At 35.2% G+C, this 13,745-nt stretch carries 18 protein-coding genes; 5 read left to right on the top strand and 13 right to left on the bottom strand.

Annotation, left to right across the window (positions count from 1 at the left end):
• Nucleotides 1-37: 37 nt before the first annotated feature.
• The 3 genes from K5X82_18090 to K5X82_18080 form a co-directional block, all read right to left on the bottom strand.
• Nucleotides 38-748 (bottom strand): 16S rRNA (uracil(1498)-N(3))-methyltransferase, encoded by a 711-nt coding sequence (locus tag K5X82_18090; GenBank protein QZT37120.1) that lies wholly within the window; start codon nucleotides 746-748, stop codon nucleotides 38-40.
• A 51-nt stretch (nucleotides 749-799) separates the two neighbouring features.
• Nucleotides 800-1,309, bottom strand: a complete 510-nt coding sequence (locus K5X82_18085; GenBank protein QZT37119.1) for a histidine phosphatase family protein — start codon at nucleotides 1,307-1,309, stop codon at nucleotides 800-802.
• Between the two features lie 296 nt (nucleotides 1,310-1,605).
• Complete coding sequence (locus K5X82_18080) at nucleotides 1,606-2,367, bottom strand: cyclase family protein (GenBank protein QZT37118.1); 762 nt, start codon at nucleotides 2,365-2,367, stop codon at nucleotides 1,606-1,608.
• Nucleotides 2,368-3,048: 681 nt separating this feature from the next.
• Between K5X82_18080 and K5X82_18075 the strand changes: the two genes are divergently transcribed.
• A complete protein-coding gene (locus K5X82_18075) occupies nucleotides 3,049-3,330 on the top strand; it encodes an alkylphosphonate utilization protein (protein QZT39156.1) in 282 nt (93 codons plus the stop codon).
• Nucleotides 3,331-3,437: 107 nt separating this feature from the next.
• Here K5X82_18075 and K5X82_18070 read toward each other — a convergent pair whose 3' ends face one another.
• From K5X82_18070 to rpmB, 6 genes are all read right to left on the bottom strand, one after another.
• Entirely contained in the window at nucleotides 3,438-3,926 is a 489-nt protein-coding gene (locus K5X82_18070) for a DUF4268 domain-containing protein (GenBank protein QZT37117.1), read from the bottom strand.
• Between the two features lie 3 nt (nucleotides 3,927-3,929).
• Nucleotides 3,930-4,469, bottom strand: coding sequence for a HEAT repeat domain-containing protein (locus tag K5X82_18065; protein QZT37116.1), 540 nt, complete (start codon nucleotides 4,467-4,469; stop codon nucleotides 3,930-3,932).
• A gap of 283 nt (nucleotides 4,470-4,752) precedes the next feature.
• Nucleotides 4,753-5,706: a signal recognition particle-docking protein FtsY gene (ftsY, locus tag K5X82_18060; GenBank protein QZT37115.1), complete on the bottom strand. Its 954-nt coding sequence runs from the start codon at nucleotides 5,704-5,706 to the stop codon at nucleotides 4,753-4,755.
• A gap of 121 nt (nucleotides 5,707-5,827) precedes the next feature.
• On the bottom strand, nucleotides 5,828-5,980 hold the full coding sequence (locus K5X82_18055) for a DUF4295 domain-containing protein (protein ID QZT37114.1): 153 nt from the start codon (nucleotides 5,978-5,980) through the stop codon (nucleotides 5,828-5,830).
• An 8-nt stretch (nucleotides 5,981-5,988) separates the two neighbouring features.
• Complete coding sequence (gene rpmG, locus K5X82_18050) at nucleotides 5,989-6,171, bottom strand: 50S ribosomal protein L33 (protein ID QZT37113.1); 183 nt, start codon at nucleotides 6,169-6,171, stop codon at nucleotides 5,989-5,991.
• A gap of 14 nt (nucleotides 6,172-6,185) precedes the next feature.
• A complete protein-coding gene (gene rpmB, locus K5X82_18045; protein ID QZT37112.1) occupies nucleotides 6,186-6,428 on the bottom strand; it encodes a 50S ribosomal protein L28 in 243 nt (80 codons plus the stop codon).
• A 660-nt stretch (nucleotides 6,429-7,088) separates the two neighbouring features.
• Between rpmB and K5X82_18040 the strand changes: the two genes are divergently transcribed.
• The gene (locus K5X82_18040) at nucleotides 7,089-7,265 is read left to right on the top strand and encodes a hypothetical protein (GenBank protein ID QZT37111.1); all 177 of its coding nucleotides are present in this window, start codon (nucleotides 7,089-7,091) and stop codon (nucleotides 7,263-7,265) included.
• Between the two features lie 37 nt (nucleotides 7,266-7,302).
• Nucleotides 7,303-8,211, top strand: a complete 909-nt coding sequence (locus K5X82_18035) for an IS3 family transposase (GenBank protein ID QZT39155.1) — start codon at nucleotides 7,303-7,305, stop codon at nucleotides 8,209-8,211.
• Nucleotides 8,212-8,524: 313 nt separating this feature from the next.
• On the opposite strand, the gene K5X82_18030 is transcribed toward K5X82_18035, so the two are convergent.
• The 3 genes from K5X82_18030 to K5X82_18020 all read right to left on the bottom strand — a co-directional run bounded on the left by K5X82_18030 (nucleotide 8,525) and on the right by K5X82_18020 (nucleotide 10,472).
• Complete coding sequence (locus K5X82_18030; GenBank protein ID QZT37110.1) at nucleotides 8,525-9,208, bottom strand: hypothetical protein; 684 nt, start codon at nucleotides 9,206-9,208, stop codon at nucleotides 8,525-8,527.
• Nucleotides 9,198-10,163 carry a hypothetical protein gene (locus K5X82_18025; GenBank protein QZT37109.1) on the bottom strand — a complete coding sequence of 322 codons (966 nt, stop codon included), beginning with the start codon at nucleotides 10,161-10,163 and terminating at the stop codon, nucleotides 9,198-9,200. The genes K5X82_18030 and K5X82_18025 overlap by 11 nt, the downstream gene beginning before the upstream one ends.
• Nucleotides 10,164-10,232: 69 nt before the next feature.
• Nucleotides 10,233-10,472 (bottom strand): hypothetical protein, encoded by a 240-nt coding sequence (locus tag K5X82_18020; GenBank protein ID QZT37108.1) that lies wholly within the window; start codon nucleotides 10,470-10,472, stop codon nucleotides 10,233-10,235.
• A 590-nt stretch (nucleotides 10,473-11,062) separates the two neighbouring features.
• Between K5X82_18020 and K5X82_18015 the strand changes: the two genes are divergently transcribed.
• The gene (locus K5X82_18015; protein QZT37107.1) at nucleotides 11,063-11,236 is read left to right on the top strand and encodes a hypothetical protein; all 174 of its coding nucleotides are present in this window, start codon (nucleotides 11,063-11,065) and stop codon (nucleotides 11,234-11,236) included.
• 87 nt (nucleotides 11,237-11,323) lie between these two features.
• Nucleotides 11,324-11,509, top strand: a complete 186-nt coding sequence (locus tag K5X82_18010; GenBank protein QZT37106.1) for a hypothetical protein — start codon at nucleotides 11,324-11,326, stop codon at nucleotides 11,507-11,509.
• A 714-nt stretch (nucleotides 11,510-12,223) separates the two neighbouring features.
• Here the strand turns inward: K5X82_18010 and K5X82_18005 are convergent.
• Complete coding sequence (locus K5X82_18005; protein QZT37105.1) at nucleotides 12,224-12,880, bottom strand: DUF6266 family protein; 657 nt, start codon at nucleotides 12,878-12,880, stop codon at nucleotides 12,224-12,226.
• Between the last annotated feature and the right edge of the window lie 865 nt (nucleotides 12,881-13,745).

The following is a 13,745-nucleotide window of genomic DNA, read 5'->3' as shown; positions in this document are numbered from 1 at the left end:
ATAAGTTAAAAGTTAGATATCTTTTTAGAAATATAAGCTATTTAAGCTCATGGATCACAGCAAAACTACTCACAGACATTAACGCTGCAGTCTCTGTACGCAAACGTTGTTCTCCCAGAGTTATTTCTACAAATCCATGCTCTTTAGCTAAAGTAACCTCTTCAGGAGTAAAATCCCCTTCTGGTCCAATTAAGATCTTTACACGATCCGATGATACGGTTTTAAAAAAAGAGACACGAGGGGCATCGTCAGCACAATGTGCTATAAATTTCTCACCATCAAACAACTCTTCCACCACATCTTTAAATGAAGTCAACTCATCTAATTGTGGAAGATAAGCTTTAATAGACTGCTTCATTGCTGAGATAGCCACTTTTAAAAGCCGAGGATGTTTAATCACCTTCCGTTCCGATCTTTTACACAACATCGGAGTAATTCGATCCACTCCAACCTCTGTTGCTTTCTCAATAAACCACTCGATTCGATCAATATTCTTAGTAGGAGCTACAGCCACCTGGATAAAATAGCCTCTCTTTTGAAAATCTCGTTGACGATCCACAATATCAAGAGTGCAAGCTTTAGGATGAGCATTTGAGATCTCGGCATTAGCAAAAATCCCACGACCATCTACCAGTTGGATAGTATCTCCCTCCTTAAGTCTCAACACTTTCACACAATGTTTAGATTCTACTTCATCTAAAACGTAACGATTATCTTCCGATAAATCTGGAGTATAAAATAAATGCATAAAACAACTACTACTATTTGAAAAGAACAAAAATAGCATGAAAAACAGAAACTATCTTATTTCAGATGGAAATAACGAAAAATATAATTCTGCAGATCTTGCTTCAAGATCACTCCACGACGACATATCAAAAGCCAAACAGACACAAGAAGAAGTTGACATCCAACAATCCAGCTCTATAGCCATTTGATTGACAATATCAGAAAGTGTTGGATTATGTCCCACTACAATCAAATTATCATATTCATTAGGGACCTTTTCTGCCACATATTCTACAAACTCACTTGTTGTATAATCTCCATAAAGATTTTTCCATATATTACAAACACGCTTGGGCAATGCAAGTTTACTTTCATAGATTGCAGCACTTTGACATGTACGCTTTGCATCACTCACGACAAGAAAAGTATTCTGTCCATCAAGCTCTAATCGCTTTGATATTTCATCAACCACCATTTCAGTATCATACTTTCCTTGATCTGTCAACGTTCTATCCAGATCATCAACCTCCCAAGATGCAGACTCTGCTTTACCATGTCGTACAAATAAAATCTTCTTCATTTCTCAAATCTTTTAGTGCTATCACAAAACTAAAAATTGTAATGTATTATTTATCATTCATTGCAATAATTATAATAGCCACAATCGAGAAAAAATGGAATTATATCACAATCAACAGGTAAATATCAATTTCATTTTGAAATAGACGATAACATTCTGCAAATTTAGTTTGTTTAGATAAGACAAAATAAATGATTACATCGCAACCCTAAGATGATATTTTTCACGATATACAAAACAATATAAAAATGTGAGGTAAAGATCATTAAAAAACACCTCAGGTACAAGACACTTAATTATTCAATGATTGCAACAACGCGAGCTGGACCAGCAGAAGCTCCCACTATCTTTAATGGAAAAGCAGCAACTTTAAACCCAGATAAAGGCAAACTTCCTAAATTCACCATCTGTTCCATATGACAGTACTCCTTTCTTTGTCCAACCAAATGGGCATTCCAAAACAAATCAGGATCATTTGTCTCCTTTGCTCTCTCGATCAAATGTGGCAATGGCAAATCCCACCCCCATGCATCAATCCCCATCACTTTTATCCCTAAATCAATTAACCATTCTGTCACCGCAGCACTAACCCCAACTCCGTGTTTATGGTAATCAGACTGTCCAATATATTTATCTCGCCCTGTTCTAAACAACACAATCATCCCTTCTTTAACAACAAGATCGTGGTCATCTATAAAACACTTCACTTCTTCAAGCATTATCTCTTCATCATCTAACTTATGACTCATATCAATAACTAGCCCCTCACCAAAACACCACTCTAGTGGAATTTGATCAATTGTCTTTGCAGGAGCGTCACCAACAGTAGGCGAATAGTGCCAAGGTGCATCCATATGCGTAGTTGCATGCACTCCCATCTTCTGAATACAATCATCAGCCCATCCTTCAAAATTCTTTGGAAACAGTCGAAATGGCAAGCCCAATACACGAATTAACCACTTGGATGCACGATGAGATTTATGCTTAATCTTAACTCGCATAAACCATGGATCTTTTTTATTGTAAGCAATAGGCTTAGATAAATCTACAATTTTCATAATGACAATGTGAATAAATACTGTTTATTTTCACCAATAATATACTCTAAAAGCACCTTACAATACATTCGAGACATTTTGTTCCCACTTTTAAAAATACAATTGGTATTACCCATTGGTAGAAATATGAGACTATTCATTACAAAAAACCCTTCTCTTTTTACTTAAATAAAAGCAAATGAGAAGGGCAATACCTAAATAAATGACCTTATGACCGACACCCAAGGTCTGTAAGGAAAACAGTTTATCTTTTATTTTGTTTAAATCTACTGCCAAAAAGTGTAGATAACACCATTTGAAATGAAGCCAATCCCATTATCTTTGCAAACAATTTAACGCTTATTGATTTTAATTACTATACCGAATAGAAAGGATAAAATGGACGTAAACAACGCACTTATCGAGAGAAGTAACAACCAATGTGAACTATGTACATCAACCGAAAATTTAACGGTTTATACAGTACCTCCTGTCGAAGAGAACAATGCAGACAAAGCCGTATTTGTTTGCCAACACTGCAAAGAACAGATTGAAGGAAATAAAGACATGGAGCCAAACCACTGGAGATGTCTAAACGACAGCATGTGGAGTCAAGTTCCTGCAGTGCAAGTAATGGCATGGAGACTTCTAAATAGACTTAAAGAGCACGTTTGGCCACAAGATCTACTTGATATGCTTTATATGGATGACCAAACTCTTGAATGGGCTAGAGCAACCAACGAAGATCAAACAAACGAAACTTCGGATGAGGTTAAACACCTAGATTCCAATGGAGCACTTCTTAGCGATGGAGATACAGTAACCCTAGTAAAAGACCTAAATGTTAAAGGTGCGGGATTTACTGCAAAAAGAGGAACAGCAGTAAGAAACATATCTCTTGTCCACGATAATGCAGAACATATTGAAGGAAAAGTAAATGGACAACACATTGTGATCCTTACCAAATTCGTAAAGAAACAGTAACAAAAAAATTCCACACAGCAAATACATCTACATATTGCTGTGTGGAATATCCAAAGACATAAATGATCCTTTTTCCATCTTCAACAGGTCATTTATTCCAATCGGTATTATATAAGACCTTGATCATATAAGTGTCGTATTTTATCTTCCAACACATCCTTTACATCACAGAAATTCTCCTGCAACAGACACATATTGGTATACATAAATGCCATCATTCGTTCCCAATGTTTCGGCTTGTGAATATCCACATCACATAGAGATATCCATACCCTAGAAACCACATGACCATTCTCTTTCTCATATATTAGATCCCAATCCAATGGCTCCTCAAAACCATCTTCGATAAGCAATCGATACTGTGATAACAGTTCAAAGACAAGCAATCGCTTATCTTCATTACGTGAAGTAACCTCCAAAATAACACTTGAACACTTCCTACCTACCTCGAATCGTAAATCTAAATCTTTAATACCTGTTTGGTCTAACATCCATTTCACACGAACACCATGCTGACGATTTTGCGCTGCACAATACACATCAAATGAATCCCAGAACTCTTGAACTAAAGCCCTCTTCTCGTCTCTACTATACATACTTTACGACTCGTAAGATTCCGCAGGTTTAATATTTGGTATAATCTGAATCAGATCAAGCAACAATCCCTCTTTCTCAGGTGAAACATCCACCAATTGAGACTCGATCAGGGAAACCAAACGTTGCTTCTCCGCATCATCCACAACTCCCTCCATATTCTCAATCACAGTAAAAGCTTCAAAAGCAACAAGAAAATCTCTCTTCAACACCAAATCAACAAACAATGAAATATGAGAACAGAAATCCATGCCATTTTCCCAACAGATAGATACCAAATTACGCTGCAGCTCTGCATTAGGTGCATGCTTGATTCCATCAATAATATAGGGTATAGCATCTGTTCTCTTCACATCAGCCAAAAGTCCCAAGATAGACTTAACTACAAATGGATCTTGCGTATCATTCAACACCTGAATCACCTCCGGAAGAGACGAACTATCACCATGCTCTCTTAACATAGCTATCGTCTCAGAGATTCTCTCTTGGTGACCTGATTGAAGCAATGCAACCACCTCACTTTTATTTATTCCTTTTTCTTTCATAATACCTTTATTACAGACATCTGCCTACAATTGTTCGAAGCCCAAACAAATAAATCATTTTTTAACAATCAAAAAAAGAATGCTATAATACCAATACTATATCGAAATGACCTCTATTACTGCGCACCATCTTATTTATACTGCAAAAAAAACATCACCATAACTAACGATATGACTCCATCTTTTACTTCATCTAAACAAAATATATACGCAACAATTTAATCACCTTTTCAAAATAGTATGGATATATAGCATTCTTAAATATCTTAAATACAAACATGCTTTATCCAAACAACGAATCCACGAATTCATTACGATAAAACACTTGTAGATCTTCCATTTTCTCTCCGATACCAATATATCTCACTGGGATCTTGAATTGATCAGAAATACCAATCACGACACCCCCTTTAGCTGTTCCATCCAACTTAGTTACAGCCATACTTGTAACTTCAGTAGCTGCGGTAAATTGCTTGGCCTGCTCAAAAGCATTCTGACCTGTAGATCCATCTAAAACCAACATCACTTCATGAGGAGCATTTGGCACGACCTTATCCATCACTCGCTTGATTTTAGACAACTCGTTCATTAAGTTCACCTTATTGTGAAGACGCCCTGCCGTATCAATAATCACGACATCAGCTCCTGTATTGACAGCCGATTCAAGCGTATCATAAGCAACCGAAGCAGGATCCGACCCCATCTGTTGCTTAACAATCGGAACACCCGATCTTTCAGACCATATCTGCAACTGATCAATAGCAGCAGCCCTAAAAGTATCCGCAGCACCTAGTACAACTTTCTTTCCAGCCTTCTTGTACTGATAAGCCATTTTACCAATAGTCGTTGTCTTTCCAACACCATTAACCCCCACAACCATAATCACATATGGCTTATGTGGCAATTCAGATTCGAAACCTAAAGCAGCATCATCCGAATTATTTTCCTCTAAAAGAGAGGAGATTTCATCTCGAAGAATCCCATGCAATTCACTTGTCCCAAGATACTTATCCTCAGCAACACGTTTCTCTATACGCTCAATGATCTTTAATGTGGTCTCAACCCCCACATCTGAAGTAATCAAAACTTCTTCCAAATTATCGAGTACTTCATCATCTACGGTAGTCTTTCCGACAATGGCACGAGATAGTTTTTTGAAGACGCCTTCCTTGGTCTTTGCAAGTCCTTGATCAAGACTCTCTTTCTTCTTTTTTGAGAAAAAATCGAATATTCCCATTAGATTAATTATTTAGATGCTTATAATACAAATATATTCAATACTTGACATATAAAAAAAGCTCTTATCAATAAATATTGATAAAAGCTTTCTTATCTCTTTCTAACGTTAAAGTTAAAAATTATTTCTTAAAATAATCTTTTACTTCTTCATTAGGAACGATACTCTCAGAGAAAGTGTATGCACCTGATTTCTCTGATTTCACCATCTTGATTACTTTAGCGTAACCTTTACCAGCACCTTTTTGAAGTGATGCAACTGCTTTTTTAGCCATACCTCAAATTATTTAATTTCTCTGTGAAGAGTTACTCGTTTCAAAATCGGGTTGTATTTCTTCAACTCCATACGGTCTGGAGTATTCTTACGGTTCTTTGTTGTGATATAACGAGAAGTACCTGGCATACCACTCTCTTTGTGCTCAGTACACTCCAAAATCACTTGAACCCTATTACCTTTCTTAGCCATCGTCTAAGTTAAAATTAAAAGTTAGTAATATAGCCTTTTTGTTGTGCATCTTTCAATGCAGCAGCTAGCCCTTTCTTGTTAATAATACGCAAACCTGCCGCTGATACTTTAAGAGAGACCCAACGATCCTCCTCTGGAAGAAATAACTTCTTCGTGAATAGATTCACAAAAAACTTTCTTTTTGTCTTCCTATTCGAGTGAGAAACATTGTTTCCCACCATTACCTTTTTACCGGTTATCTGACAAACCTTTGACATTGTCAATAATTTTTTATTCCGTACTAGTTTTAAAATAGTGATAAGTCACAAATCATAAAAACTCAAACCCTTATGTTTGATGTGGTTCGTCCTCCGACATCCAACAGCCTAAGTATCACAACAGATGACTACAAGCACTTTATCTTTTTAAACAACTGCGTGCAAATATAAAGCAAATATTTGATTTCCTGATATAACAAATAAAAAAAAAGCTCTTTTTTTTCACTCACTCATATCAATTCCACATAAAAAGCAAAAAGATGAAGCCATAGATTGAATAAATCTACACGAATCTTTGTCCTAAACAGAACAATATTCCCTCTAATAAAAGTAGAATATAGATCAACACAGATTACAGTTTAGACAACAACACACACCTACAACATCTAAAAACACAAAGCTCCAGCTCAGCATCTTTAACCAAACTCTTACGAAAACAACTTCTCTAACAGCCTATGTAAAGGTTGAAGATAAAACATTACACATATCTTAACGCTACTCTCGCTGAAACTACTGGAGAAGATTCTATTATTGTCGTAATTATTATAGTGTCATCAGAAATGTGGATGTGCTACATTTGATCGGACATTTAATTAAGCTCCTTATCTTTAGATTATGAGAAAGCAAACAAGAAAACGTTACGACAAAGAATTTTAAATTATGGTTATCAATTTGTGTTTTAGTGGCAAAACAGCACAATTAGTAGTCGCTGATATGGATCTTGAAGTAACAATGGTTCGCCTATGGGTTCGCGAGCACAAGAAGTATGAAAGCAATAGTTTTCAAGGAAATGGCAATCCTGTTCGGACTGTAGAAAAGAAGAAATCGCAAAACTAAAAGCAGAGCTACGCCAGACACAAATAGAACGCGATATATTAAAAAAGGTAGTGAGCATATTCTCCAAGAACGACAATACAAATTTAAGTTTATAAAAAAGTATAGGACTGAATCTACTGTCGAGAATATGTATGGTATTTTAAAAGTAAGCCGAAGTGGTTTTTATAGCTGGTTATCAAGGGGTGATAGCCCAAGAACTGTTGCTTTAAAAGAGGATACGATACGTAAAATATATACTGAATCAAAGGCTCGCTATGGTAGTCGCAAGATTACGGCGGAATTAAAAGCCCTAGGTGTCGTTACCTCTAGAAATAGAGTAGCGCGAATAATGAAGAAGGAGTCTATCAAAAGCATTGTAAATAAGAAATATAAAGTCCAAACGACAGATTCGAATCATTCCAATTCGATATCCGAGAACCATTTGAATAGAGCTTTTAACCCAATTAGACCATCGGAAGTTTGGGTTTCCGATATTACTTATATACCAACTGATCAAGGATGGCTTTACTTGACTACTGTTATTGATCTTTTTGATCGTAAAGTAATAGATTGGTCTCTGTCTAGTAATATGGCTACAGAATGCACCATTATTAAAGCTTGGCAAATGGCTAACACAAATCGTGAAAGTAGGCCAGGTATGATATTTCACTCTGATAGAGGCGTACAATATACAGCGAAGGAGTTTAGAGAAAAGTTAGTTAAGAATGGAATAATTCAAAGTATGAGCCGTAAAGGTAATTGCTGGGATAATGCGGTAGCCGAAAGTTTCTTTAAAATAATCAAATCTGAAATGATAGATCATAAATACTATTACTCACATTTTCAGGCAAAAGTGGACATTGTGGAATTTATCGAAGTGTGGTATAATAGACAGAGAAGACATGCAACACTGGGGTATCTGACGCCTATTGAATTCGGAAAAATAAACTATTTAAACGTAGCTTAATTTAATGTCCTATATTTTGTTGCATATCCAGTATGGTATAATAAGAAAAGATTACACTCAGCTCTAGGCTACAGAACGCCTACTGTGTTTAAGGAAGAATATATTAAAAATGTGGCTTAATATTTTATCCAGAAAAAAGCTGCATATCCAATACCTATAACCAGCGCTTCGCACTAGGCTATTAATTGTAGTACTTTCAGTGCATGTTGAGATATGAGTTCAAAACAAATGAGTTAGTTCTTCAGACCAAGTAAACTGGAGGAATGTTGATAAATACTAACTAAAAGTTTGCTACACTAGATTATTTTCAATATTATTTACTTATCAAACTAAATACAATCGCGATAATAGACAAAATCCAAGATCCATTTCTCAAAACTGAACTCAACTCAATAGTACAATTAACATAATGACTATAAATACAGAATCCTATTACAGAAAGAATCAAAATCAATAGAGTCCCTATTGCTCTTTTAAAATTCTCTTGTGCAAGAACCATGTCATTCACTTTATCATTTATTACGATCTTATTCTTCTCTGCCATTTCAAAATATAGTAAGATATACTTTTTTATATACCCCTCTCCAATATTAGTCTTTATATCATTCCAATCAACTACATAATATCGAGCTCTTCCTAATGTTTTTATTGAAAAGCTCAACGTACGTATTAAGTAAATAAAAAAAATCAACAACAGAGCAAATGATAATATCTTAAACGAATCAAACGCCACTTCTTTTGATAACTGCGTCATCGTTGTTAATATTACAGTTGTAACAATACCCATAATTCCAATAAACAACGATGCTTTCTGTTCGACCGTTTTTAGACGATCATCTTCTCTTTGATATCGCTTTTGTGCTAGATCTAACAAAAAGTTCAATTCCTCACTATCTTCTGTATTAATATCTTCTAAGATATAATCGGTCTCAATACGTCCTCTATGAGGAGGGTCTAACAAGGGCCAAAAAAACTCTCTAATATCTTTAAGTGCCATAAACTAATCCATTTACGATTTCTCTTTTTATATTATAACCTACAACCATCTCTACCCATGCCCATTGACCATTAGGATTGATCTCTAGAAAAACATAGGAATCATCCTCAGTTAATATAAAGTCTATTGCTCCGAAACCTAAATTTAACTTCGCAAGTAATGAAATACACATTGTTTCAATATTATCAGGCAAACTATGTCTCGAGTATATTAGTTTATCTTGATCCTTTCTCCAATCAATTTCTGAATCTAAGTTTCTTTGTGAGTCAATAAACACACTATAAAATTTATTGCCAACTACCGTAACCCTGATATCTCCTTTTTTCCGTATATGCTTTTGTAAAAAATTCACATAGCTCTCCATCTGGTCCTTGTTTCCAAGATCTTCTATTTTATTTGTAAAAACTTGCCCCAACTTATTACTACACCCAACCCGACCTGAATGAATCGGTTTGATAATGCAATCATAATCATTCCGATTAAAAAACATTGACAAGCTCTTATATCTATTCGATACAATACTATCAGGAATTGTAAAACCAATACGCTTTGCTATATCTAGTTGATAGATCTTATTTTCAGCTTCTCTTATAGCAAATAGAGAACTAATCCAATTTGCTCCACGCAATAATTTATAAATGCCTTCTAGAGTGTATTTGTTTTCATTATTAACAAAAAACAATTCATCATCACTGAGTTCTTCATTTGAATAACAAGGAAGTACAGCTCTTCTGAAATAGACAGATGAAAAGCTTCTTAAGTCAAAATAACATTCTAAATTATCATCGTAAAGGTATTGTTGTGAATTTGATAAATCCAGATCTAAATGAACTGATTTTGTTAATTCCTCAGTATTAAACCTGTAATAGGATATTTCTCTACATTTCAGCTCTTCCTCAACATAGTTAGTTGTTACATCCTCTTTATTCGTAATAAGTAAGACTTTAGTTTCCACTATACATTATGTAATAAGATATTTTGTATACGATTATAACATGTTATACTATAGGTAACCCCAAGTCACCTAATAAGGTAAATAATCATTCTCATTATAAGTTTTGGTTTCTGTCCCATTTAAACAAATATCATTCTCATTATAAACCTTCGTTTCACTCCCAAATAAAGCCATATCATCATTCTCATTATAAACTTCTGTTAGAACTCCTAATCCCATCATCTTACTTGTAGAACTATTATTATCTACATCTTTCATCTGATGTGTAGGAATAACAGCCTCTTTAAATTTTAAAATATACGGTTTCATAATATTAGTTGTATAAAAATTATTCTGTGGATTTACGTTTAAATGACTAAGTTATAATATTTCTTAATTCGATCATTATTAATAATCATCTTCTATTGATTTGACAACCTCCCTAAAAAAGACATGAAATCATTGTAAATATCTGATTTTCATAGAGAATAACATACTTAAGAAGAAGGAAAGCTAGATTAAAAATGTTATATTAAGTGTGCAAACCAAAACATTTAAAACCTAGCTCATGTACAAGATACTCACAAAACAAATACAGAACAAGTTAAGTCTATATTTTTGTAAACTGAATAATCATTTAACCCGACCAAGGAGACTCAATAGATAAACAACAGACAACTAAAAGGCTTCAAAACCATTATAATAAGAAAGTTTTTTTCATGAAACTTCTTAAAGGTCACATGAATTGCTTAGCAGATACCATTCATAATGGGGACTATATTCTTTTTGATGGATCTGATATTCAAAAAAATATGCAAAAAACATGGAAGGCTTAGACTTTGTTAATGATGGTGATAAAAACACCATTGGATTAGGCTATTGGCTTATGAACGTTGTGCATATACAATAAGGCAAAGAAGATGACGCCTTTGTATAACAAATTGTACGGCTTCGATCATGGAGCAAAGAGTGAAAATAAAAAAGCAATAGAGGCCGTACAGGAAGTCGAGAATGCCATATCAAAGAAAATGACTTATGTGTTTGATCGAGGTTTTGATCGACAAATTTATAAGTATCATATTATTAGCCAGTAATCTAATTTCATAATAAGATTAAAAAAGAATACTAAGTTAGAGTACAAAGGCAAAGAAGTTACAATTGGTACAAAAATACCTTTCTTCATGGAATTAACTGCGAATAAAACAGGTAAGAACAAAAGTATACAGATAAGTTTTCAGTGTGGTGCCGTAAAAGTTAAATATCGCATAAAGCAGAAGGAGTATAAACTATGGCTTGTTACGACTAAACGAAAATCAGGATGGAAATGTTGGTTGTTGACCAATTCACCCAAGGACTCAATAACGTAAATCATAAAAGAAGCATTTGAAGCATATGGCTTTCGTTGGAAAATAGAAGAATACCATAGACATATCAAGTCAAGCTATGATCTAGAGTATATACAAATAAAGAAATTTGATGGGTTGCAAAGCATGTTGGAAATCTTAACAATTGCAATGGGAATCCTGTATAACACGTTAGAGTCAATGCATATTCGGTTGTTGTTAGACAGTAAGATTCAGATACTTGATAAAAACAAAGTATCTGAACTTCGGAATTTCATCTATTATAAGATAAGTGTGATAATTAAAATTTTATTGTCAAAGACTTACCCCAGGCATGCGATACATAGTAAACAACCTCCGTTAGATCTAGCACAAATGAAACTTCAATTAGATTTCTGATAAAAAAGGGAGGTAGTCAAATATAAAAGCGTAATCATAAGCCAAATCAACCTCAATAACAGAGATCAGGCCTTTGGACATAAGGGCATGATGTTAACCCAAGGCTCCATTCTATATTCAGAGCTAAAGCACTTCATATACATTCCACCATTGGGCTATGTTCGGTCACCCCATTCGGGGCTGTTGAAGTACACAATAGACGCAAACATCGCGCCTCTACGTAGTCATAAAAAGATCCGTGAAAATCCGTTAAATCCGTGGCTAAAATTCTTTGTTTCCTACTTTTACACATCAATTAAAATCTGTGGCCAATACCTTAAAGATATTGGCCACGAAAGTTTAATCGCTGTAATCGAATGTCACGGGGAGATGATCCTCATTGGACAAGCTGAAATAACAACTCTTGTAGTGGATGATTTTATTTGTATCGAAGATCATAATCCAAAAGTTTTGGACCGGACCATGGTCTTTCTTATACTTTAACGGCACTTGAAAGCGATCGCCTAGACAGCAAGGGAAAGGTCCATATCTGAGGGTACGAATTTGCTCTCGGCCTGGTTCATGAATTAGCAAGACAGAAACATCGTCTCTGTTTAGTGCCGAATTTATTTGAACAGTAATATCGATTACGCCCTCTTTGATCTCGGCAGTAATAGATTTCACATGACTCTTCTTAGCACTACTTAGCTGAACTTGTGAGTAGTCGAAGGTTAGGTCGGGGTAGACTCCTTTGAAGGCGTTACGAAGGATCGAGGAGCGCGCCAAGACATGCCCATTAGAGAAAGGACTATCGGAAGGATAGCTGTGGTTCACCAACTCACGTACGCCACGCAAGAATTTCATGGTCTGCTTCATTTTCATGACTTGCGACAACTGTTTGACAGATAGTTTTTTTCTTCGGTCGGGTCGAGTTCTGAGCATTTCATTGCCTTTGACATTGTACTTCACTAAAGGACCTAAGACGCCTGTCAACTCTCCACTTTTAATTATTGCCATAACTGACACGTTTTATATTCCAATAGCTAAGGTCCTCTTTGTTAGAGAGAGACCAAGAGAAAAGCTATTCAGAATTAGGTTTTACATAATACCAAAACTTTATTTAACGGCGGATGTTATGACACTTCACTCTTCCCTACACCACACTTTTCCGACAATTACTAGATAAAACTGTATTATCGTTGTCGTTTGGGCGGTTCAAAAAGAGCTCTTGTCGCAACTTTTTACGCCTCTTTTTAAATCAAGATTGGCAGATAATTTTTGTTGAATTCATCGGGTATTTTTCTTTTTCAAAAAGGGTTTAACATCCCACAATCGTATTAAAAAAACACCTTCAATTGTTATTATGTAAACTTAAAACATTACTTCATACTACTTTGTAGTATAAAGTAGACACAATAGCGTCTATTTCAACCTAATAACCCCTTAATTTACTCATTTTTATTTGAATTACCACCACATTTTACTATATTTAATTTCATAGAATTGAACGCTACTCGGATATAAATAGATGTAGATGATTCCATTCAGAGCAGATACCTTAATGGCTCTATTATGACAAGATATTCGACTCTTATTCTCTCTCCAATTTCGAGACCTGTGTCGATAATTCATGATAGCCACAATAGGGTTTCTAGCTACCTTCTCCCACCCTCCTTCGTACCTCCTCCCACCTTTGCCCATGATTTAGCCATGGTTTAACCATGATTCATCCATCAAAACCCCCGAAATCGATGGACAAACCATGGACGAACCATGGCTAAACCATGGACAAAGGTAGGAGGAACCCCCTATCAACCCCCTATCAGGTAACTAGGAGGTAGGTATGTAGGATATAAAAGGGGGAGTCACTTAGCTTTTACAC

The sequence above is a fragment of the Prolixibacteraceae bacterium genome (assembly GCA_019856515.1).
Classification (GTDB): domain Bacteria; phylum Bacteroidota; class Bacteroidia; order Bacteroidales; family Prolixibacteraceae; genus Halosquirtibacter; species Halosquirtibacter xylanolyticus.
The sequence above is the reverse complement of the archived record's forward strand: the minus strand, read 5'-3'. Positions and strand labels throughout refer to the sequence as shown.